Source organism: Micromonospora sp. CPCC 205739 (genome assembly GCF_036906795.1).
In the GTDB taxonomy this organism is placed as follows: domain Bacteria; phylum Actinomycetota; class Actinomycetes; order Mycobacteriales; family Micromonosporaceae; genus Micromonospora.
On sequence record NZ_JBAKHS010000007.1, the window covers coordinates 157,774 to 178,295 of the forward strand.

Here is a 20,522-nt window from a genome sequence, read left to right on the forward strand (position 1 = left end):
ACCGGGCCCGGCGGTCAGCGACCAGCGACGGCCAGGCCAGTGTATTCGGGCGAGGCCAGGAAGTGGGTCAGCACTTCGACGGTGCCGGGGGTGTACGGGCGACCGTCGAGCACCTCGCCGGGCGGGTCGACGAGCAGCACGCAGGCGACGAGACGCACCCGGTCAGCCTAGGCGCCGGGCCCGCCACGGCGGCCGGGCCCGGCGGGCGGCGCGGTCAGGGGCGATCGCGCCACAGCGGACTGTCGACGTAGTGGTTGTCGTAGCGCTGTCCGCTGGCGGCGATCTCGGCCGGATCGGCCTCGCCCCGGTACACGCGCTCGAGGAGCCGGTAGTAGTCGAACCGGTCGATGCCGGGGGTGAAGACCACCAGCACGTCGGCGGACTCGCCGCGGGCCGGGGCGAAGGCGTGCGGGGTGTGCGCGGGGACGAGCAGGAAGTCGCCGCGGCGCAGGGTGCGGATCTCGTTGGCCACCAGCACGTCGAGGACCCCGTCGAGGACGAAGAACGTCTCGGCGGCGCGGGTGTGCAGGTGCGGTGGGGCGCCGGGCGAGCCGGTGTGCAGGGTGGCCCGGTTGGCGGTGAGCGCGCCGCCGGTCTCGCCGGCGTCGCCGAGCAGGGTGATCAGGCTGGTCGGGCCGTCGGCGAGGACGGTGGCGTCGTCGGCGCGGACGTGCAGGGGTGCCGTGGTCATGGTGCTCGCCTTCCGTTGGGGGACGATGGTCAGGACGGGGGCGCGACGAGGCGCTCACGGGTGTTCCGCGGGGTGTCCGGGTAGCGGTCGCCGACCGCCTCCCGCAGCTGCGCGAGGGTCTGCCCGGCCAGCTCCCGCCGCCAGGCCAGGTCGGCGCGGCGCATCGCCTGGGAGATCAGGCAGGCCTGCCGGTAGTCGACGTCGGCGCGGCCCCCCGGCCCCTGGCGGAGGATCTGCGCGCAGCGGAACGCCTCCTCCGCCCCCTCGATGGCGGTCACCACGTCGAGCAGGGTGATCTCCTCGGGGGCGCGGGCCAGTCGGAACCCGCCGCGCGGGCCGGAGACGGACCGGAGGATCCCGGCCCGCACCAGGGCCTGCAACTGCTTGTTGAGGTACGCCGTGGGCAGCCCGTAGAACGCGGCCAGCCGGGCGGCCGACACCGCCCGTCCCGGCTCCAGCCAGGTCATGTTGAGGCAGCTGTGCAGCGCCCACTCGACGCCCTCGGCCATCTTCATATTCTGGACACTACGTGTCCAGGATCTGCTCGGCAAGCGTTTCGCACGGGCCGGGCGCCGATGCCGGCCCGCCGTCTGTCGGCCCGTCGGCCGGCGGCGCGTCGCGGGCACCGTCCACCCTGGCCGAATTCCGTCACCGCCCTCCCCGAGGCGGAGCGTCGGAATTGCGTCCGGCCAACCCTTCAGAATATCGATCGCGCCCATTTCCGGCGTCAGCCGAAAGGGAGAGCGGGCCGGTAAGATCGGTGACACCGTTGTGACTGATCGCTGACTGCGGACAGTGAGGGCGATCACACACACTGCTGGCATGAATACGGGACTCGACCGCGGCAGGGCATTCCGCCTGGCGGTGTGTCTCGCCCTGGTGGCGCTGCTCACCGGGTGCATGCAGCTCAACATCGGCCTCACCGTCAACGCCGACGACACGATCGACGGGCAACTGCTGCTGACCGCCGAGAAGCGGGTGTTGACCAGCAACAACAGGACGGTGCAGGTCGGCTTCGCCGAGCTGCGGCAGAACATCCCCGCCCTGCCGGCGGGCGAGGAACGCGTCTACGAGGACGAGCGCTACTACGGTTCCCAGATCACCTACCGCCGCACGCCGCTGAAGGAATTCAGCAGCGAGAGCGTGAAACTGGCCCGGGACGGCGATCTCTACCGATTCAACCTCCCGCTCGATCCGAAGAAATACGGCGGGAAAGTGGCCGAGCAGGACCCCCGGAACCAGGCCGCGTTCATGCAGTTGATGTCGTTCGAGATTTCCGTGACCTTCCCCGGTCGCGTGCTCGACACCAACGGCACGGTCACCGGCCGCTCGGTCACCTGGAAGGTCGGCGCCAACCGCGACAAGCCGACCGAGCTGCGGGCGGTGGCCGAGGCGCCGCCGAAGCCCTCGCCGTCCGCCTCGGGGGCCGCCGCCACCGGCGGTGACTCGGCCGGCTCGTTCCCCTGGCTCCTGGTCGTCGGGGCCGTGCTCGTCCTGCTCCTGGCCGGCGCGGTCGTCGCCGTCCTGCTGCTGCGCCGGCGCCGCCGTCCCGGGACCGCCGTCGCAACGCCGTCGGCTACGCCCGGCACGCCGGCCGCGACGCCACCGGCGCAGCATCCGGGGCCGGTCTGACCCCGGGGTCGGATCGCGCCACCACCCGGGCGGTCGGGCCCGGTCCGCCTCGCCCGCCGCCGCACCTCACCACCACCACACCCCCTCCCGGCACCACCCGAAGGGAGATCGCCGTGAACGATCTCTTCACCTGGGCCGCCCTCGGCAGCCTCACCGGCGCGAGCGCCGCCACCCTGCTGACCGCCAACGTCGTCGGCGGCCTGCTCGGACCCGCGGGCGACAAGGCCCGCAAGTGGATCGCCCTGGGCGTCGCCCTGGCGCTGTCCTACCTGACCGCGGCGTTCGCCGCGGACGCCGGGGCCGAGAAGTGGATCATCGCGTTCTTCAACGGGCTGATCATCTTCTCCGCCGCCCTCGGCATCAACCAGCTGCCCCCGGGCAACCGGCAGGCGACGCCCGGCCGGATCGCCCAGGGCGGTGGCGAGCCCCGCTACATCCGTTCCTGGGTCTGAGAGAGGTGAGCGTCATGGTCTTCGGAATCATCAGCGCCGCCGTCCACATCGTCCTCGGCGCCGCGCTCGGCGGCTGGGCCGGCGGCACCCTCGGCCTGCTGATCGGCGCGGTCGCCGGGCTGCTCGTCGGCGGCCCGTTCGGCTGGGCGGTCGCCTCGGCCCGGGTGTACGGCTCGGACGCCCGCGGCGTCTGGCTCTTCGTGGTGGACCACACCTGGAGCCTGCTGAACACCGCCGTCGGCGCGGTCTACCTCGCCGTACACCTGATCTTCGGCCACCAGTTGGACCGGACCACCTCGCAGCACAGCTGCCGGGTCAACGTCGTGGAGGGCGTCTCCCCGCGGTACGCCACCACCATCGGCACGGTCTGCGCCGGCTCCAGCCCCGGCATCCAGCGGCACGAGGACGTGCACATCTTCCAGGGCCGGCTGCTCGGCCCGCTCTACATCCCGCTGGTCCTGCTCAACTACGTGCTCTTCACCATCGCCCCGGTGTGGTTGCTCTGGCACGACCACACCAACGCGCCAATCAACCGCTTCACCCGGTACTTCGAGATCGGCGTCTACCCGCACGTGTGGAACGAGGCCATCGCGTACCGGATCCAGGGGACCCCGCCGCGATGACCGACGACGGGCGTGGACCGGTCGAGGCGGCCACCGCCGACCTGGCGGCGTGGCTGGCCACGGCGGCGGGCGAGGTCGTCCCGGTCGGCCCGCCCGCCGACGGCGGACCCGCCGACGGGCTGACCCTCTGGCCGCTGGAACTGCGGCCCGGCCGGCAGACCCGCGGCACGGGCAACCGGGAGCCGTACCGCTTCACGGTGCGCTACCTGCTCTGCGCCGGCGGCCCGGCGGCGCTGCCCCGGCTGGACCGGGTGCTCGCCGCCGCCGTCGTCGACGGCGAGCCGGAGGTGCTGCTGGAGGCCGGCGACCCCGCCCTGTGGCGGGCGTTCGGCGTGCCGCCCCGGCCGGCGCTGCTGATCGACGTGCCCGCGCAGGTGGCCCGCCCGCTGCCGGCGGCGCCGCCGGTGCTGCGCCCGCTGCGGCTGCGGCAGCTGCCGATGCGCACCCTCGACGGCCGGGTTGTCGGCCCGCAGGAACAGCCCCTCGCCGCGATGCGGGTCGAGCTGGTCGGCACCGGGCACGCCACCCACACCGACCCGGCCGGCCGGTTCCGGCTCACCGGCGTCCCGGACGACCCGGAGCAACCCGGACCGGTCCGGCTGCGCCTGGTCGGCCGCGGCCACACCCTGACCGCCGAGGTCGACCCGGCCGAGGTCGACCTCGTCATCGTCTGCGAACCCCCGGCCCGCTGACCCGGACCACCCCGCGCACCAGGAGGACCGATGCCCAACTACTTCTCCCCCGGCATCTACGTCGAGGAGGTGCCGAGCGGGGCCCACCCGATCGGACCGGTCGGCATGAGCACCGCCGCGTTCGTCGGGGTCGCCCCCGACCGCGGCGCCCACGTGGACCGGGCGATGCCGGTGAACAGCTGGTCGGAGTTCCTGCGGCTCTACGCCGCCGGCGAGCGCCCGGAGAGCACCCCGCTGGCCCGCGCCGTCTTCGGCTTCCTCGACAACGGCGGCACCCGGTGCTGGGTGGTCAACGTCGGCGAGGGCGGCCAGCTCACCGGCGGCGGCCAGCGCCGCGCCGGCCTGCAACTGCTGGAGGCCGTGGACGAGGTCAGCATCCTCGCCGCCCCCGGCTTCCACGACCCGGTCTCGCACGAGGCGCTGCTGAGCATGGCCGAGCGACTGCGCACCATGGTGGCGATCTGCGACCCACCCCCGGGGATCGAGGACATCTCGGCGCTGACCCGGGTCGCCACCCCGAGCTCCGCCCGCGCCTCCCGCGCCGCCGACGCCAAACCCGCCGAGGGTACGGCGAAGCCGGCCGAGGACGACGACGGCGGCGGCACCACCGCGTACCGGCCCCGGCAGTCGGACTTCGGCACCTGCTACTTCCCCTGGCTGCGGGTGCGCGACCCGCTCAGCGGCGAGCTGGTGCTCACCCCGCCCAGCGGCCACATGGCCGGCATCTGGGCGCGCACCGACGGGCTGCGCGGGGTGCACAAGGCACCGGCCAACGAGCCGGTACGCGGGGCGGTAGACCTGGAGTACCTGGTCACCCGCCCGGAGCACGACGTGCTCAACCCCAAGGGCGTCAACGTGATCCGCTACTTCGCCGGCGAGGGCATCCGAGTGTGGGGCGCCCGTACGCTCGCCGCCGAGGCCAGCGAGTGGCGCTACCTCAACGTGCGGCGGCTCTCCATCTCCATCGAGCAGGCGATCGCCAACGGCACCCGGTGGATGGTCTTCGAGCCGAACGACTTCTCGCTGTGGCGCTCCATCCGGCGCGACATCGGCGCCTTCCTCACCCGGGTCTGGCGCGACGGCGCCCTGCTGGGGCGGACGCCCGAGGAGGCGTTCTTCGTCAAGTGCGACGAGGAGACCAACCCGGCCGACGTCCGCGACGCCGGCATGGTGGTCGCCCACATCGGCATCGCGGTGGTCAAGCCCGCGGAGTTCGTGGTGTTCAAGCTGAGCCAGTGGGCCGGTGGCACCGAAACCGAGACGATCGGAGGCTGACTTGACATCATCCGCCGCCCTGAAGGGCGGGAATTCTCGCAGTCGCCTGCGAGATTTCCTGCTCCACCATCGACCGCCCGTAGGGAGAACTCCCTTGAGGTCTTACATCGACTCCACAGGCGTTGCTGTCCGCCAGCCCGGCGGCCAGGATGTTCTTCGCCGCATTCAGGTCACGGTCGTGGATCGCCCCACAGGGGCAGATCCACTCCCGTACGTCAAGCGGCATCGATTCGGCCAGCCTGTCGCAGGCCGAGCACCGCTTCGACGACGGAAACCAGCGGTCGATCACGATCAGGTTCCGGCCGTACCAGCGGGTTTTGTACTCCAGCATGGTGCGCAGGGTGGACCAGGCCGCGTCCGAGATGGCGCGGGCGAGGCTGTGGTTGCGGATCATGGTGCGCACGCTGAGGTCTTCGATCACGACCGTTTGGTTGTCGCGGACGAGTCGGGTGGTCAGCTTGTGCAGGTGATCCCTGCGCCGGTCGGCGATCCTCGCATGGATCCGAGCCACCTTGAGCTTGGCCCTGGTTCGGTTGGCGGAGCCCTTTTGCTTGCGGGACACAGCCTGCTGGGCCTTGGCGAGTTTGCGCCGGTCGGTCCGTTCATGCCGGGGCTTGGTGATCTTCTCCCCCGTCGACAAGGTCACCAGGGAGGTGATCCCCGCGTCCACGCCAACTGCGGCCTCAGTTTGCGGCATGGTGTCGACGGCCGTTTCGACCAGGATTGCCACATGCCAGCGACCCGCCGGGTCGCGCGACACCGTGACCGTGGAGGGCTCGGCACCGGCGGGCAGCGGCCGAGACCACACGATATTCAGGGGCTGATTCATCTTGGCCAGCCACAGCTGTCCGTCGCGCCAGCGGAACGCCGATCGGGTGTACTCCGCCGACGCCCGCGACCGCTTCTTGGACTTGAACCGCGGATACTCGGCTTGCTTGGCGAAGAACGCCGCGAACGCGGCCTGCAGGTGACGCAGGGTCTGCTGCAACGGAACCGACGACACCTCACTCAGGAACGCCAGATCGGGGTCGCGTTTCCACTCGGTGAGCATCGCCGAGGTTTGTCCATAGGTGATGTGTCGACGCTGCGTGGCGTAGGCGTGGGTCCGCGCGTAGAGGGCCTTGTTGTAGACCAGTCGCACGCAGCCGAACGTGCGCGACAACTCCGCTGCCTGCACCTCCGTCGGATAGAAGCGGTACTTGAAAGCCCGCTTCACCACCGCACCCGTGCCGCGCATGCTGCCAACCGGGTACGACACTTCCGCGAAAGGGGGGAGCGGCGTTTCCTCACCCGCCTGAAGACGGGCGTAGCCACGCCGCGAATCCGATGACCACCCAAGCCACGCCGCAACCGGGCGCACCGGTCGACCCGTACCGGGCCTACAACTTCAAGCTGCTCATCAACGGCATCACCAACGGGCATTTCACCGAGGTCAGCGGCCTGGAGGTGACGATCGCCCGGCGGGCGTACCGGGAGGCCGGCAACGACCGGATCCGGGCCGTGCCCTGCCAGGTCGACTACGCCCCGGTGACCCTGCACTTCGGGCTCACCTCCTCCCGCGAGCTGTGGGACTGGGTGCAGGCCGCGGCCCGGGGGACGGTGAACCGCCGCAACGTCTCGGTGGTGCTGCTCGACGCCGCCGGCACCAGCGAGGCGCTGCGCTGGAACATGATCAACGCGTGGCCGATGCGGTGGCGGGGCGCGCACCTGCACACCCTCTCCCAGGAGATCGCCATCGAGGCGCTCACCCTGGCGTACGAGGGCCTAGAGCTGGAGTCGGGCAGTGCCGCCGCCGCGCCCAGGACCGCGTAGTTGGCTGGCCCGGCGGCTCCGGGACGCCGCCGACGCGGTCGAGCGGTCAGCTCCCGACCCGATCGCCGGTGGAACGCCGGCCGGGACGACGCCGGCCCTGCCGCCGGCCGAGGCGACGCGGGAGATGCCGCGCCGGCCGGGCCAGCCGCCGGAGCACTGGCTGCGCCTGGTCGCCGCCTACGCCCCCGGCCTGCTGCGCGGCCTGGACATCGATCCGGACACCCTGCCGAATGCCAAGCCGCCGACGAATCCGCGCGACCCCCGGGGCGGGCCCGCCGACGGGATACGGGGCAACCGGCCCCCCGCCAGCTCCGGTACGCCGACGCTGCCGCCGACCGGCCCGGTGCCGCCGAGACCGGCCGCCGGCTCGTGGCCTGGTGCCCGGGGCACAGGCAGACCTGGCGACCCCGGCGCGGGGGTGGGCTCCCGGCCCGGCGGCCCCGGCACGGGCGCGGGCTCGCGGGCCGGCGACTCCGACGCGGACCCCCGTCCCCAACCCGCCGCAACTGCGGGCAACTGGCCCGACGGAGTCAACGGCACAGCAGGGCCGAGTTCTCCGCCCGATGGCGGTTTGCCCGGCGTCCCCGACCCGAACGGCCGGTGGGAAGCCGCAGCGCCGGACTCCCGGTCGGGATCACCGCCCGCACGTTCCCGGCCCGGGCGGCCAGGGCACCAGAGCTCCGGACAGGCCGGGCAACGGGCCGGCCAGCCGGCCGACGACATCGACCGGTCCCCGCGGCATGGCGCCGGCATTCACCCGGAGCCGACAGCCTGGTGGATCCGTCCGGCGGTTCCCGGCCCCTCCGCCGCAGGATTCGGCGACCTGTCCCACCCCGGGCCGGTCGACCGCGACGCCCGCCGGCACCGGAACGCGTCGTCGCCCGCCGGTCCCGGTGAGCCTCGCGTCGACGGGGTAGACCAGTCCGGGTCGACCAGCGGCCAGCTCCCGGCGACCGCATCCTTCGCGGGCACGACAGCCGATGGCCGGGCGCGCACCACCACCGACGCGCATCGACCGGGCGCCACCGGCCGGGATGACGTCGGTGCCCTCCGCATCCCCGCCCCCTGCTCCGTCCCGACGGGAGCGCGGCCGGTCACCGGACTCCGGGCCGACCTCGACGCGGGCCGGGCGCGCGGGGCCGATCCGGATGCCCCCGCCCGGACGGCCGAACACGCCACCGCACCCACCAGCTTCGACAGCCGATCCTGGTCCGCCGAAGCACGGACCGCGACCCGACCCGGCCAGGGCCGGCCCGACGCCGTCACGCCCACCCCGGCACCCGACCCGTGGCCGGTCCTGCCGGACGAGCCGGCGGGCGGCGGCGCTGGAGGCGTACCCCCGACGGGAGCGACCACGGCGGGCCGGGCCGGACGGTGGGCCGCCGATCCGTGGCCCGCGCTGCCCGACGACCCGGCGTGGCGACCGGCCCCCGACGCCCAGGACGGTGAGCGGCTGCGCCGCCTCGACCACGAGCAGCGGGGGGCCTGATGGAACGGGTGGCCTTCCTGGTCGACGAGTCCGGGGCGCGGGTGGACTGCCTGCTCAACCCGGAGACCGTGCAGGTGACCCGGCTGGCCGGGGTACGCCCGCGCGGGGTCGGCGACGGGCAGCTCACCGGGGCCGGCCTCGCCGACGACCCGCTGGTCTTCACCGGCGGCGGCCGCACCGAGCTGGTCCTCGACCTGCTCTTCGACACCGACCTGGTGGACGCGCCGGCCCGCCCGGAGGACGTGCGCGCCCTCACCCGTCCGCTGTGGATGCTGGCCGAGAACTCCGCCACCGCGCACGGCTGGTTACGTCCGCCGCTGGTCCGGCTGGTCTGGGGCAAGACCTGGAACGTGCCCGGCGTCATCGTCGCGATCGCCGAACGGTTCGACGCGTTCACCCTCACCGGCTCGCCGCGGCGGTCCTGGCTGCGGCTGAAGCTGGTCCGGGTGGCGGAGTCCGCCGACGAGGCCCAGGAGGGCTTCGACGCGGAACTGGCCGCCGCCACCACCCCCACCGCCGCGCCCGGCTCGGCGGTGGTGGCCGCCGGGGACGGCTCCGCCGTGCCCGGGTACTCCGGGGTCCGCTTCGACCTGCTCGCCCACGACGCGCTCGGCTCGCCGCTGCGCTGGCGGCTGCTCGCCGAGCACAACCGGATCACCGACCCGCTGACCGTCCCGGCCGGCACCGCCCTCGCGGTGCCCCCGCCCACCGCCACCCCGGCCACCCCCGCCCCGCCGGGAGGTACCCCGTGACCGCCTGGCCGACCGTGCTGCTCGATGGCGTACCGCTGGACGCACGCCGGCTCCGGTCGGTGCGGGTCGCCGCCCGGCTGGACCAGCCGACCCAGTGCGAGGTCGGCTACGCCGCCGGCCCCGGCCCCGCCGCGCTGGACCTCGGCCCGGCGGTGCCGACCGGCGCGTCGCTCGACGTCCGGCTGGCCGACGCCGCCCTCTTCTCCGGGGAGGTGACCTGCGTCGAGGCGGAGTACGCCGCCGACGGCGCCGCCCTGGTCCGGCTGCGCGCCTACCAACCGCTGCACCGGCTGCGCAAGCGGCAGCAGCTGCGGGTCTTCGAGTCGGTCACCGCCGCCGACCTGGCCCGCGACCTCTGCGCCGAGGTGGGGCTCGACGTCGACGCCGAGGACGACGGCCCGCGCCTGGAGCGGGTGCTCCAGCACCGGCACAGCGACCTGGACCTGCTGCTGGAGGTCGCCTGCCGGGCCGGGTTGCACCTCGCCGACGATTCCGACCGGCTGCGGCTGGTCACCCTGGACGGTCACGGCGAACCGGTGCCGCTGACCCTCGGCCGGACCCTGCACTCGGTACGGATCGCGGCCAACCTGGACCGGGCCGCCGGAGAGAGCGCGGCGCTGGGCTGGCATCCGCAGCGGGCCGAGCCGATCAGCCAGCGGGCCGACGTGGCGCGCACCGGCCGGCGCATCCCGCTCGACCCGGACCCGGCCGTCGTCGGCGCGGACGGGGTGCGCACGGCGGTGGACCAGCCCGGCCGCAGCGACGACGAGCTGGCCGCGATCGCCCAGGCCGGACTGGACGCCCGGGTGGCCGCGCTGGTCACCGCCGAGGGGGTCGCCGAGGGCGACCCGGCGCTGCGCCCCGGCCGTCGCGTGGAGCTGGCCGGGGTCGCCGACCCGGTGGCCGGGGTGTACGTGCTGACCGAGGTGGTGCACACCATCGACGCCAACGGTCACCTGACCCGGTTCACCACCGCCCCGCCGGCCCCGCCCGCGCCCGCCCCGGCCGCCGGTGCGGTGGTCACCCTCGGGACGGTCACCGACGTGGACGACCCGGACCGGCTCGGCCGGGTCCGGCTCAGCCTTCCCGCCTACGGGGACCTCGACGCGGGCTGGCTGGCCGTGCTCTGCCCCGGTGCCGGGGCCGGCAAGGGCATCGTGGCGCTGCCCGACCCGGACGACACCGTGCTGGTGGCGTTGCCCGGGGGCGAACCGGCCTCCGGGATCGTCCTCGGCTCGCTCTTCGGCGGGGTCGAGCCGTACGACGCGGGCATCGCCGACGGGCGGTCCGGCCGGTGGTCGGTGCGCACCGGCAGCGGCCAGACGATCGTGGTGGACGACGCGGCCCGCAGCCTGCGGCTCGCCACCGACGCCGGCAGCTTCCTGGAACTGACCCCGGAGCTGGCCACCCTGCACGCCGCCACCGACCTGGTGCTCTCCGCGCCCGGGAAGGCGATGGTGGTGCGGGCCCGCAGCGTCGACTTCCTGCACGCCGACACGACCGAGGACGCGCCGACGGCGCGGGAGCGGGCCGCCGCGCTCGCCCGGCAGAGTTCAGGAGGCGGCTGATGCGCTGGATCCACCTGGAGTCCGTGATCACCTGCGACCACGACGGGCGGGTGACCAACCGGGCGTCGCAGCGCTGGGTGACCGTCACCGGCGTACCGGTGCTGGTCGACGACGACCCGCAGGGGCGGGACATCGTGGCCTGCCCGAACTACGGGCCGACGATCAAGCCGTGCGCGAAGACGCTGCCGGTGCGGGTCGGCTACAGCGACTGGCTGCGCGTCGACGGGCACCGGATCGTCCTGTCGCACCTGGACGGGCTCACCGACGGCACCCCGCCGGGCCTGGTCCACCACACCGTTCGCGACCCGCGGCAGTCCCTGGTGGAGGCGGACCGATGAGGGCCTTCCGCTTCGTGGGCGCCGGCTTCGACGCCGGCCGCACCGGTGGCCTGGCGTTGACCGCCGCCGGCGGCCTCGCGATGACCGAGGGCGACGAGACGGTACGCCAGGCGCTGTACCTGCTGCTCTCCACCACCCCCGGCGAGCGGCTGATGCGCCCCGGGTACGGCTCCCGGCTGCACCGGCTGGTCTTCGCGCCCAACGACGACACCACCGCCGGCCTGGCCATCCACTACGTACGCCAGGCGATCCGCCGCTGGGAGCCGCGGGTCGAGGTGATCGACGTCGACGCCGGGCCGGACCCGGACGAGGAGTGGCGGCTGGTGATCCGGCTCGACTACCGGGTCCGGGCCAGCCTCTCCCCCGGCCAGCTGGTCTTCTCCGTCGACCTGCTCCCCGACGACGAGGAGACCGCCGGGCCGGCCCACGACCACGCCGAGGGAGACCCGTCATGACGCTGCCCGTGCCGCACCTCGACGACCGCGCCTTCCTCGACCTCGTCGCCGAGGCCCGGGAGCGGATCCGGCAGTCCTGCCCGGCCTGGACGGACCTGTCCGCGCACGACCCGGGAATCGCCCTGGTGGAGGCCTTCGCGCACCTCACCGAGGTGATGATCTACCGGCTGAACCAGCTGCCGGAGAAGGCGTACGTGCAGTTCCTGAACCTGCTCGGGGTGGCCCGGCACGCCCCGTCGGCGGCCTGGGCGGACGTGCGCTTCACCCGCACCGGCGGTGACCACGGCGCGGTGCGCATCCCCGCCGGCACCCGGGTCGCCGCGGCCCGGGGCGCCGACCCGCGACCGGTCGTCTTCGTCACCACCGAGCCGGCGGCGCTGGCCGCCGGGCAGGCCGAGGTGACGGTGCGGATGCACCACTGCGAGCCGGTCGAGGCGGAGCTGCTCGGCACCGGCACCGGCCAGCCGGGGCAGGTGCTGCGCGCCGCCCGGGCGCCGCTGGCGCGGACGGCGGAGCCGCTGGACCTGCTGCTCGGGGTGGAGGTGCCGCCCGGTTCGGTGGAGCTGGGCGCGGCCGCCCGGGAGCACGAGGGGCGCACGTACGAGATCTGGCGGCCGGTGGACAGCTTCGCCGGCGTCGGCCCGCAGGCCAAGGTGTACCTGGTGGACCGCTGCTCCGGGGTGGTCACCTTCGCCCCCGCGCTGGATCTGCGCCCGCCCGGCGACGGCCCGGCCGGGGCGGCGGCGACCGGGGCGGCCGGCTCCGGGCTCGTGACGGTGGCCGCGGTGCCGCCGGCCGGGGCGGGCGTCCGACTCTGGTACCGGGCCGGCGGCGGGCGCACCGGCAACGTCGCCGCCGGCACGCTGACCAGCCTGCGCGACCCGCTGCCCGGGGTACGGGCGGAGAACCCGGAGCCGGCCGGCGGCGGGCGGGACATGGAGACGCTGGACTCGGCGCTGGTGCGCGGGCCGTACGAGTTCTTCGCCCAGCAGCGGGCGGTGACCGCCCGGGACTTCGAGATCCTCGCCGCCGGCGCCGGGGCGGTGGCCCGGGCCCGCGCGTTCACCCGGGCGGCGGTCTACAGCTTCGCCCGCCCCGGCGAGGTCGAGGTGGTGCTGGTGCCGTACGTGCCGGACGAGGCCCGGCCCGGCGGGCGGCTGCCGGTGTCGGTGCTGCGCGAGCACGAGGTGGAGGAGGCGCGCCGCCGGGTCGAGGCGGACCTGGACCGCCGTCGCGCGCTCGGGACGAGCTGCCGGGCCGGCTGGGCCCGGTACAAGGCGGTCTCCATCCGGGCCCGGGTGGTGGTGCGCCGGGAGGAGGACGCCGAGGCGGTGCGGCGGCGCATCCACGACCGGCTGCACCAGACGCTCAGCCCGCTGCCCACCGCGCTGAACCCGGCCGGGTGGGCGTTCGGCGAACCGCTGCGCGCCTCCAACGTGTACCGGATGCTGGAGCACGCCGAGCCGGGCGTGCGCTACGTGGAGTCGGTGCGCTTCGAGGTCGACGAGGCCCCCGACGCCGAGGTACGCAGCCTCGCCGTCGACCAGTACCAGGCCCGCACCTGGTACGCCGGGCGGGGCGAGGTGCTGTTCCGCTCCACCAACGCCGGTGCGGGCTGGGAGCCGGCCGGCCGTTTCGAGGGCGAGACGGTGGTGCGGGTGTGTCCCGCCCCCGCCCCGGTACGCCCCGGCGTGACCGCCCGCCCCGGCTCGGTGGCGGCGGTGACGGTGCGGGCCGCGGGTGGCTCCCGGGTGCACCTGAGCACCGACCTCGGCGAGAACTGGTCGCTCCTGACCGACCTGGACTCCCGCATCTCCGACGTGGCCTGGATCGACCGGGACGGCGCGGGGGCGCTGCTGCTGGCCACCGACACCGGCCTGTACGAGGTCTCCCTGCTGCCCGGCTCGGTGCCGTTGCAGATCCTGGTCGACCCGGCCGACGCCGACCGGGGCTTCTACGCCGTGCGCGCCTTCGTCTCCGAGCGGGGCGCGCCGGGGGTGGCGGTCGCCGCGCAGGCCGGTTTCGGCGTCTACCTCTCCACCGCCGCCGGCCGCCCGGGCAGCTTCGCGCACGTGGGCCTGGCCAACGTGGACAACCGGGTCCTCGCCGTGCAGTACGACGGCCCGGCCACCCTGCTCTGGGCGGGCGCCGGCGAGCCGGACCCGAAGAAACCCGGCCAGGGCTGCCACCGCACCCGGCTGTTCGAGTCGGACGTGAAGTGGCAGTCGGTGCAGGCCGGCTGGATCGGCGGCACCTGCCGCGACCTGGCCTTCGCCGGCACCCTGGCGCTGGCCGCCACGCAGAGCGGCGGGGTGGTCCGGCTGGACACCCTGGCCGCGCAGCCGCAGTGGCAGCCGGTGATGGTCAACTGCGGCCTGCCGCTGCGCGACCGGTCCCGCTTCGTACCGGTCGACGCGATCGCCGCCACCGGCGGGACCGACCGGCTGATCCTCGCCGGCGGCGAACGCGGGGTGTACCGCAGCGGCGACGCCGCCGACTGGACGCCCAGCGCCAACCAGGCCACCGCCGACGTGGTGACCGTCCCCGACACCTGGCTGCTCTGCTCCGGCGAGCACGACATCGAGGTGGTGCGGCAGGATGCGCCGAGCGGCGATTGAGCGGTTGCTGCCCGCCGCGTACCAGCGGGCCAGCGTCCCCGGCAGCGTGCTGTTCGCGCTGCTGGAGGTGATGGAGGCGCTGCACGCCCCGGACGAGGCGGTGCTCGCCGACGTCGACGCGCTGTTCGGCCCGTACCGGGCACCGGACGGCTTCGTCGCGTACCTGACCCGGTGGGTGGCGATGGACCACGTGCTGGCCTCGCCCCGCCCGGACGCGCCACCCGAGCTGCCGGTGGGACGGCTGCGGGACCTGGTGGCGCACGGCGCGCACCTGGCCCGGTGGCGGGGCACCCCGTACGGGATGCGGACCGCCCTGGACCTGGCCACCGGGGTCACCGGGTTCGTCCTGGACGAACCGGTCGACCGGCCGTTCCACCTGGTGGTCCGGGTGCCGCCGGCCGCCGCCGGGCTGCTCGCCGTGATCAACCGGATCGTGGCGGCGGAGAAGCCGGCCGCGGTGACCGCCGAGGTCGTCCTGCTCGGCGACGCCGACCCGGCCGACCCGCCGGCCCACCCGGAACCCGGCCACCCGGCCGACCCCGATCCGCCCGTCGACCCGGCGCCCGGCCACCCGGCCGATCTCGATCCGCCCGTCGACCCGCCGCCGCTGCCCACCGGGCCGGCGGTCGGCCGGGCCTCCGTTCCGCCCCCACGCACCCTTCCACCTCCGGGACCGTCCGCAGAGGAGCCGTCATGACCACCGAATGGGCCGTCGTCGCCGCCGCCGAGCAGTTCACCCTCGACACCGGCAACCACGGCGAACTCACCTTCACCGTCTCCAACCCCGGCGCGGCCCCGGACACCGTGGTCTTCGACGTCGCCCCCGGGGAGGGCAGCCAGCGGTCCTGGTTCACCGTCGCCGAGCCGCAGCGGGTGGTGCCCGGCCAGGGGTCGGTCTCCTTCCTGGTCCGCCTCGCCGTGCCGCCCGGCACCGCGCCCCGCCGCTACGACATGACCGGGTTCGCGTACTCGGCGAACACCGCGCCCGAGGAAAGCTCCCGCTCCAGCGGCCGGGTGACGTACGAGGTCCGCGCCGTCGCCCCGCCGCGGCGCGCTCCCTGGCCGTGGATCGCCGCGGCGGTGGCGCTGGTGGTGCTGGTCGGGGCGGTGGTGGGCTGGCTGGTGACCCGGCCGGAGGACGCGCCCGCCCCCGGGGAGCCGCAGGTGGTCACCCTGGAGGCGGAAAGCCTAGTGCCGCAGGCGAAGGTGGAGTCACCCACCGGCAGCGCGGCGAAGGTGGTGGTCCAGCCGAACTGCTGCGGGGTCACCTGGTCGCAGGACCGGCAGCTGTTCTTCCAGGGCCTGGCGGTCGGCGACCAGGTCACGATGACCGTGGACCTGCCGAAGGACGCCGTGTGGCGGTTCTCCGCCGCCCGCACCACCTCGTTCGACTACGCCAACACCATCTTCCAGATCGACGGCGTCCAGGTCGGCGGGACCTTCCTCGGCTTCACCCCCAAGGTGGTCCGCACCGACTTCGAGGACGTCGGCACGCTGCGGCTCGGCAAGGGGGCGCACCGGGTGACCCTGGTGGCGGTCAGCAAGACGCAGGCCTTCGACCGGTACTTCGCCGGGGTCGACCAGATCCGGTTCACCGAGGTCGGCGGGGCGGCGGCGGCCCGGCGATGAGCGGGAAGCGCAAGCTGCTGCTGGTGGGCCTGGGCGTCCTGCTGGTGGTGCTCTTCGTGGTGGCCGTCGGCGCGGGCCGCGGCGACCGGGGCGACCCGGACGACGACGGCGCCGTCCGCTGGCTGGGCGGGCTGTTCGGCGACAGCGCCACGGTCGACCCGGCCACAGTGCGGGCCGGCTGCGACCGCACCGCGGACACCCTCACCGTGGTCGGCGACTGCGTGCTGCGGGTCGACGACCCGGACGGGCTGCGCACCCTGGTGCTGCGTAGCCCCGCCCGGTTCCGGGTCACCGCCCCGGCGCCCCGCGACGCCGGCTTCACGGTGGACGACGAGGTGCAGCCGGGCGAGGACGGCAAGGCCGTGGCGAAAGTCGCCGTCGACCGGCCCACCGAGATCACCGTCGGCTGTGCGGGAGGTGCGGCGTGCGCGATCACCATCGGATCCTGACCCGGCGGCCCCCGCCGTCGTCCCGCCGCCCTGGCCCGACCCGTGAGGAGGCCCACCATGGGTGAGCTGCGCAAGCCGTTCCTGCTGCTGGCGCTGCTGGCGGTGGCGCTGGTGGTCGGGGTGGAGCTGGGCGCGTCGCTGCTCACCGGCGGCGGGGACGCGGGCGGCTCGCTGCGGGCCAGCGCCCAGGACCTGGGCGTGGACGTCGGCGAGGTGGGCCGGGTCGACGAGCCGTCCGGACGGGGCACCGGCTACCTGGCGCTGATCGACGTGGTGGCGCTCTGGACGACGGGGCTGTTCTGCCTGAGCCTGGTGCTGCCGGACCGGATCCAGGGGCGGGTGCAGGGTGTGGCGACGCTGGTCTTCTCGATCGTGCTGATCCTGGTGTCGCTGCTGATGCTGGTGCTCGCCTTCGTGGAGCTGTCCATCATGGTCTCGCTTTTCCTGGCGGCGCCGTTCGGCACGCTGGCGTACCTGGCGCTGTGGGGCTTCTTCCCGGTCGGCGAGGCGAGCCTGCTGCTCGGCCTGGTGCTGCTGCTCAAGCTGGTCTGGGTGGTGCTGCTGCTGCTCGCCCAGCCCCGCTTCCTGCAGAACAAGGGGCTGGTGCTGCTGGCGCTCACCACGCTGCTCTGCACGGTGCTGCTGGAGTTCCTGCACAACCTGGCGCCGGTCGTCGTGGTGAGCATCCTCGACGACGTCGGCGCGCTGGTCTTCGCGGTGGTCGCGATCGTCTGGGGCCTGGTCCTCCTGATCGGTTCCATCCCCGCCATCGTCAAGGCCGTCCGCGTCACCGCCGCCCTCCCCACCCGCTGACTCCATTCACGCGGCCCTGGGTCGGCCGCGCCGTCGCGGTACGAGCGCGGTCGGGCGGGGTCGGCGCCGCCCGACCGCGCGCGGGTCGGTGTGAGCCGGCCCCGTGACGGCTGGTCCTAGGATCGGCCACATGCGTGTCCTGGTGGTTTCCGCGCCGCTGGTCGGCCACGTCTTCCCGCTCGTGCCGCTCGCCGCCGCGCTGCGCGACGTCGGCCACGAGGTGCTGCTCGCCACCGGGGGCGGCGGCCTGGCCGTCGAGCGCGCCGGCCTGCCGGTGCGCGACGTCGCGCCCGGCTTCGACTTCGGCCGGATCGCGCTGCGGGTCCTGCCGCGCCATCCGCTGATCGCCCGCGCCGAGCTGGCCGGTACCGGCGGCACCCGGGGTGCCGGCCTGCTCTTCGGCGCGCTCAACGACCAGCTCACCGACCGGGTGGTCGCGCTCGCCACCGCGTGGCGACCGGACCTGGTGCTGCACGAGCCGTTCGCGGTGGCCGGCGCGGTGGCCGCCGCCCGGCTGGGCGTGCCGGCGGTCCGCCAGGAGAACGCCCTCTTCGACGGCCGGGACCTGGTCCGCGCCACCACCGCCCGGCTCGGCGGTGCGCTGCGCCGGCACGGCCTGACCGAGCTGCCGCCGCCCGCCGCCGCCCTCGCCGTCGCCCCGCCCAGCGTGACCCACCAGGACGGCTGGCCGATGCGGTACGCCTCCTACGTCGGCGGCGGTGACCTGCCGGACTGGCTGCGCGAGCCGGGCGCGCGGCCCCGGATCCTGGTCAGCCGCAGCACCCTGACCGGCCCCCGCGACGAGGGGCCGATGCCCGCCGTGGTGGCCGCCGCCGCCCGGGTGGACGCGGAGTTCGTGCTGGTCCGGCCGGACCGCCGGTCGGCCCGCGCGCTGCCCGGCAACATACGGGTGGTCGACTGGATTCCTCTCGACGCCGCCCTGCCGGCGAGCGCGGCCCTGGTCCATCACGGCGGGGCGGGCAGCGTCTTCGGTGCCCTCGCCGCCGGCCTGCCGCAGCTGGCCACCGTGGGACCGGGCGACCGGCGGCACAACGCCGAACTGGTGGCGCGCCGCGGCGCCGGCCTGGCGCTGCGACCCCGGGACATCACCCCGGAGACGCTGACCCGCCTGGTGACCGACGCCGACCTGCGGACCGCAGCCGGGCAGGTCAGCCGGGAGATCGCCGCGATGCCGGCGCCGGCCGAGCTGGTGCCCCGGCTGGCCGCGCTGGTCTGACGCCGCCCCCGCACGGCCCCACCGCCCGAGGCGGCCTCTCGGCCATCGGCGCATGTTGATCGGCCGACTATGGTCAGGCCATGCCCGGGATGCTGTACTACCCGCTGATCAACCCACCACCGGGCCTGCTTCGCCAGGCCGTGGTCTACTGGGACGTCATTGCGACGATCACCCCGTACGACTACCGGGACCTGCTCGGCGAGGACCTGCGCCGGGTGGACGCGGCCGGGCTCTACCGTCCGATACGGGAACCTGCCGGATTCGACCTCGGCCAAGGCGTTGCCACCCTGGAGCGGCTGCTGACCAGCGTCCCTCTCGACGATCTGCTGCCACCGACCGCCGAGACCGGCGACCGACGTACCCGAGTGGTGCAGACCAAGCTGAGCGAGTCCCTCCGCCGCTTTCTCCTGAGCCGCGGACTTGCCCGGCGCGGACGCGACGACTGGGAGTTGATCGTGTCACCGGCGATGCAGTTGCTGCTCACCGCCGTCATCGCGCACTCGGTCGCCCAGAGTCGGAGCGGCGTACCGTGGCAACCACACACCGATGACCTGATGTCGTTCCGGCTGGGCACCGCGCCGTACGTGGGCGCGGTGGAATTCGGCCGGCCGCACTACGGTATCGGCACTGACCCCACAGTTCCCTGCTGGCTGGTGGAGCTGGACGGGCTGCTTCCCGCACCCGCGCCGGACACGTCCATCGCCGACCTGCTCGCGTTCCGGCAGCGGTACGAGGACGAGCGTCGCAGGTTGGTGGCCGGCGTGGAGCTGCTCCTCGAGCAGCTCCGCCGACACTACGACCGGCCGGAGGATGTGCTCAGGGCGCTGGAACGTGAGCTGCTCGCCGCGCTCGCCGATTTCAGATCGGCGACCCGGGCCTCCGGGCTCCGCTGGGTGCGCCGGTCGGCCTCGGTCGCCGTGGCGTTGGGAACGGCCGCCGCCGGTGAGCTCCTCGCACCCGACCTGGGCTGGCTGTTCGGAGTCGCCGGCGGGCTCGCTGTCAACCTCGCGACCGGCGAGCTGCGCACCTCGACCGAAGGTCATCCGCATGCCGTCGTCAGCTACCTGCACCGCGTGGACCGCGCCGTCGGGCGCTGATCTGCGGCTGCCGCGCGGCGGCCCCGCGCGTCGTCCGAAGCCGTCCAGCCCTGGCGGGGCGGGTCAGCGGACGTGGTCACGGTAGCCGGCGATCGCGGCGGCGAGCACCTGCTCGCCGGGGCGGGACCAGAGGTCGGCGTGAAAGACCTCCACCTCGACCGGGCCGATGTAGCCGGCCGCATCGACCGCCTCTCGCAGCCGGCGCAGCTCGATGCAGCCCTCCCCCGGCAGGGCGCGGCCGAGCAGCACCCCCTCGGGCAGCGGGGTCACCCAGTCCGCCACCTGGAACGCGGCGATCCGCGCGCCGGCCCGGGCGATCTGGTCGTGGACGCTGTCGTCCCACCAGACGTGGTACGTGTCGACCACCACGCCCACCACGGCCGGGTCGAACCGCTCGGCGATGTCGAGCGCCTGCCCGAGCGTGGCGACCACGCACCGGTCGGCGCAGAACATCGGGTGCAGCGGCTCGATGGCCAGCCGCACCCCGGCGGCGGCGGCCTCCGGTGCGAGCTGGGCGATGGCGTCGGCGACCATCCGCCGGGCCCCGTCGAGGTCGCGGCTGCCGGGCGGCAGCCCGCCGGAGACCAGCACCAGTTCGGTGGTGCCCAGGGCGGCGGCCTCCTCGATGGCCCGCCGGTTCTCGTCGTACCAGCCCGGGGCGGTGAAGAAGCCGCCCCGGCACAGCGAGGTGACGGTCAGCCCGGCGTCGCGGACCAGCCGGGCCGCCCGGTCCAGGCCGTACTCGGCGACCGGCTCGCGCCAGAGCCCGATCCCGGGTACGCCGGCCGCCGCGCAGCCCGCGACGACCTCGGCCAGCGGCCAGTGCTTCGCCGTGGCCTGGTTGAAGGAGAACCGCTCCAGCCCCTCGGCCGGCACCACGGGTCGGGCCGCACCGGGACG

At 74.6% G+C, this 20,522-nt stretch carries 22 protein-coding genes; 17 read left to right on the top strand and 5 right to left on the bottom strand.

Annotated elements, in window-relative coordinates:
• Window positions 1-14: 14 nt before the first annotated feature.
• The 3 genes from V6U88_RS13080 to V6U88_RS13090 are packed head-to-tail and all read right to left on the bottom strand — an operon-like array spanning window position 15 to window position 1,200.
• Window positions 15-158, bottom strand: a complete 144-nt coding sequence (locus tag V6U88_RS13080) for a hypothetical protein (protein WP_334452783.1) — start codon at window positions 156-158, stop codon at window positions 15-17.
• A 56-nt stretch (window positions 159-214) separates the two neighbouring features.
• On the bottom strand, window positions 215-691 hold the full coding sequence (locus tag V6U88_RS13085; protein ID WP_334452785.1) for a cupin domain-containing protein: 477 nt from the start codon (window positions 689-691) through the stop codon (window positions 215-217).
• 29 nt (window positions 692-720) lie between these two features.
• Window positions 721-1,200 (bottom strand): RrF2 family transcriptional regulator, encoded by a 480-nt coding sequence (locus V6U88_RS13090; protein WP_334452787.1) that lies wholly within the window; start codon window positions 1,198-1,200, stop codon window positions 721-723.
• Between the two features lie 313 nt (window positions 1,201-1,513).
• On the opposite strand from V6U88_RS13090, the gene V6U88_RS13095 reads away from it, so the two are divergent.
• The 5 genes from V6U88_RS13095 (at window position 1,514) to V6U88_RS13115 (ending at window position 5,365) form a co-directional block, all read left to right on the top strand.
• The gene (locus V6U88_RS13095; RefSeq protein ID WP_334452789.1) at window positions 1,514-2,323 is read left to right on the top strand and encodes an LppM family (lipo)protein; all 810 of its coding nucleotides are present in this window, start codon (window positions 1,514-1,516) and stop codon (window positions 2,321-2,323) included.
• A gap of 113 nt (window positions 2,324-2,436) precedes the next feature.
• A complete protein-coding gene (locus tag V6U88_RS13100; RefSeq protein ID WP_334452790.1) occupies window positions 2,437-2,775 on the top strand; it encodes a hypothetical protein in 339 nt (112 codons plus the stop codon).
• 14 nt (window positions 2,776-2,789) lie between these two features.
• The gene (locus V6U88_RS13105; RefSeq protein ID WP_334452791.1) at window positions 2,790-3,398 is read left to right on the top strand and encodes a glycine zipper family protein; all 609 of its coding nucleotides are present in this window, start codon (window positions 2,790-2,792) and stop codon (window positions 3,396-3,398) included.
• Window positions 3,395-4,090 carry a carboxypeptidase-like regulatory domain-containing protein gene (locus V6U88_RS13110; protein WP_334452792.1) on the top strand — a complete coding sequence of 232 codons (696 nt, stop codon included), beginning with the start codon at window positions 3,395-3,397 and terminating at the stop codon, window positions 4,088-4,090. The genes V6U88_RS13105 and V6U88_RS13110 overlap by 4 nt, the downstream gene beginning before the upstream one ends.
• A 30-nt stretch (window positions 4,091-4,120) precedes the next feature.
• Window positions 4,121-5,365: a phage tail sheath family protein gene (locus V6U88_RS13115; RefSeq protein WP_334452793.1), complete on the top strand. Its 1,245-nt coding sequence runs from the start codon at window positions 4,121-4,123 to the stop codon at window positions 5,363-5,365.
• A 7-nt stretch (window positions 5,366-5,372) separates the two neighbouring features.
• Here V6U88_RS13115 and V6U88_RS13120 read toward each other — a convergent pair whose 3' ends face one another.
• The gene (locus tag V6U88_RS13120; protein ID WP_334452795.1) at window positions 5,373-6,602 is read right to left on the bottom strand and encodes an RNA-guided endonuclease InsQ/TnpB family protein; all 1,230 of its coding nucleotides are present in this window, start codon (window positions 6,600-6,602) and stop codon (window positions 5,373-5,375) included.
• Window positions 6,603-6,691: 89 nt separating this feature from the next.
• Between V6U88_RS13120 and V6U88_RS13125 the strand changes: the two genes are divergently transcribed.
• The 12 genes from V6U88_RS13125 (at window position 6,692) to V6U88_RS13180 (ending at window position 19,622) form a co-directional block, all read left to right on the top strand.
• Window positions 6,692-7,177, top strand: coding sequence for a phage tail protein (locus V6U88_RS13125; RefSeq protein WP_334452798.1), 486 nt, complete (start codon window positions 6,692-6,694; stop codon window positions 7,175-7,177).
• A gap of 1,488 nt (window positions 7,178-8,665) precedes the next feature.
• Window positions 8,666-9,418, top strand: a complete 753-nt coding sequence (locus tag V6U88_RS13130) for a CIS tube protein (protein WP_334452800.1) — start codon at window positions 8,666-8,668, stop codon at window positions 9,416-9,418.
• Window positions 9,415-10,986, top strand: a complete 1,572-nt coding sequence (locus tag V6U88_RS13135) for a phage baseplate assembly protein V (RefSeq protein ID WP_334452803.1) — start codon at window positions 9,415-9,417, stop codon at window positions 10,984-10,986. The genes V6U88_RS13130 and V6U88_RS13135 overlap by 4 nt, the downstream gene beginning before the upstream one ends.
• The gene (locus tag V6U88_RS13140; RefSeq protein WP_334452806.1) at window positions 10,986-11,324 is read left to right on the top strand and encodes a hypothetical protein; all 339 of its coding nucleotides are present in this window, start codon (window positions 10,986-10,988) and stop codon (window positions 11,322-11,324) included. Before V6U88_RS13135 ends, V6U88_RS13140 begins: the two co-directional genes overlap by 1 nt.
• Window positions 11,321-11,779: a GPW/gp25 family protein gene (locus tag V6U88_RS13145; protein ID WP_334452808.1), complete on the top strand. Its 459-nt coding sequence runs from the start codon at window positions 11,321-11,323 to the stop codon at window positions 11,777-11,779. The genes V6U88_RS13140 and V6U88_RS13145 overlap by 4 nt, the downstream gene beginning before the upstream one ends.
• Window positions 11,776-14,397: a putative baseplate assembly protein gene (locus V6U88_RS13150; protein ID WP_334452811.1), complete on the top strand. Its 2,622-nt coding sequence runs from the start codon at window positions 11,776-11,778 to the stop codon at window positions 14,395-14,397. Before V6U88_RS13145 ends, V6U88_RS13150 begins: the two co-directional genes overlap by 4 nt.
• Window positions 14,378-15,094 carry a phage tail protein gene (locus tag V6U88_RS13155; protein ID WP_334452813.1) on the top strand — a complete coding sequence of 239 codons (717 nt, stop codon included), beginning with the start codon at window positions 14,378-14,380 and terminating at the stop codon, window positions 15,092-15,094. Before V6U88_RS13150 ends, V6U88_RS13155 begins: the two co-directional genes overlap by 20 nt.
• Window positions 15,091-16,026, top strand: coding sequence for a hypothetical protein (locus tag V6U88_RS13160; RefSeq protein WP_334452815.1), 936 nt, complete (start codon window positions 15,091-15,093; stop codon window positions 16,024-16,026). Before V6U88_RS13155 ends, V6U88_RS13160 begins: the two co-directional genes overlap by 4 nt.
• A complete protein-coding gene (locus tag V6U88_RS13165; RefSeq protein ID WP_334452817.1) occupies window positions 16,023-16,475 on the top strand; it encodes a hypothetical protein in 453 nt (150 codons plus the stop codon). Before V6U88_RS13160 ends, V6U88_RS13165 begins: the two co-directional genes overlap by 4 nt.
• 57 nt (window positions 16,476-16,532) lie before the next feature.
• A complete protein-coding gene (locus V6U88_RS13170; RefSeq protein ID WP_334452821.1) occupies window positions 16,533-17,288 on the top strand; it encodes a hypothetical protein in 756 nt (251 codons plus the stop codon).
• Between the two features lie 130 nt (window positions 17,289-17,418).
• The gene (locus V6U88_RS13175; RefSeq protein ID WP_334452823.1) at window positions 17,419-18,525 is read left to right on the top strand and encodes a nucleotide disphospho-sugar-binding domain-containing protein; all 1,107 of its coding nucleotides are present in this window, start codon (window positions 17,419-17,421) and stop codon (window positions 18,523-18,525) included.
• 80 nt (window positions 18,526-18,605) lie between these two features.
• The gene (locus V6U88_RS13180; protein WP_334452826.1) at window positions 18,606-19,622 is read left to right on the top strand and encodes a hypothetical protein; all 1,017 of its coding nucleotides are present in this window, start codon (window positions 18,606-18,608) and stop codon (window positions 19,620-19,622) included.
• A gap of 63 nt (window positions 19,623-19,685) precedes the next feature.
• Here V6U88_RS13180 and V6U88_RS13185 read toward each other — a convergent pair whose 3' ends face one another.
• Window positions 19,686-20,483, bottom strand: coding sequence for a sugar phosphate isomerase/epimerase family protein (locus V6U88_RS13185; protein ID WP_334453039.1), 798 nt, complete (start codon window positions 20,481-20,483; stop codon window positions 19,686-19,688).
• Window positions 20,484-20,522: the final 39 nt, after the last annotated feature.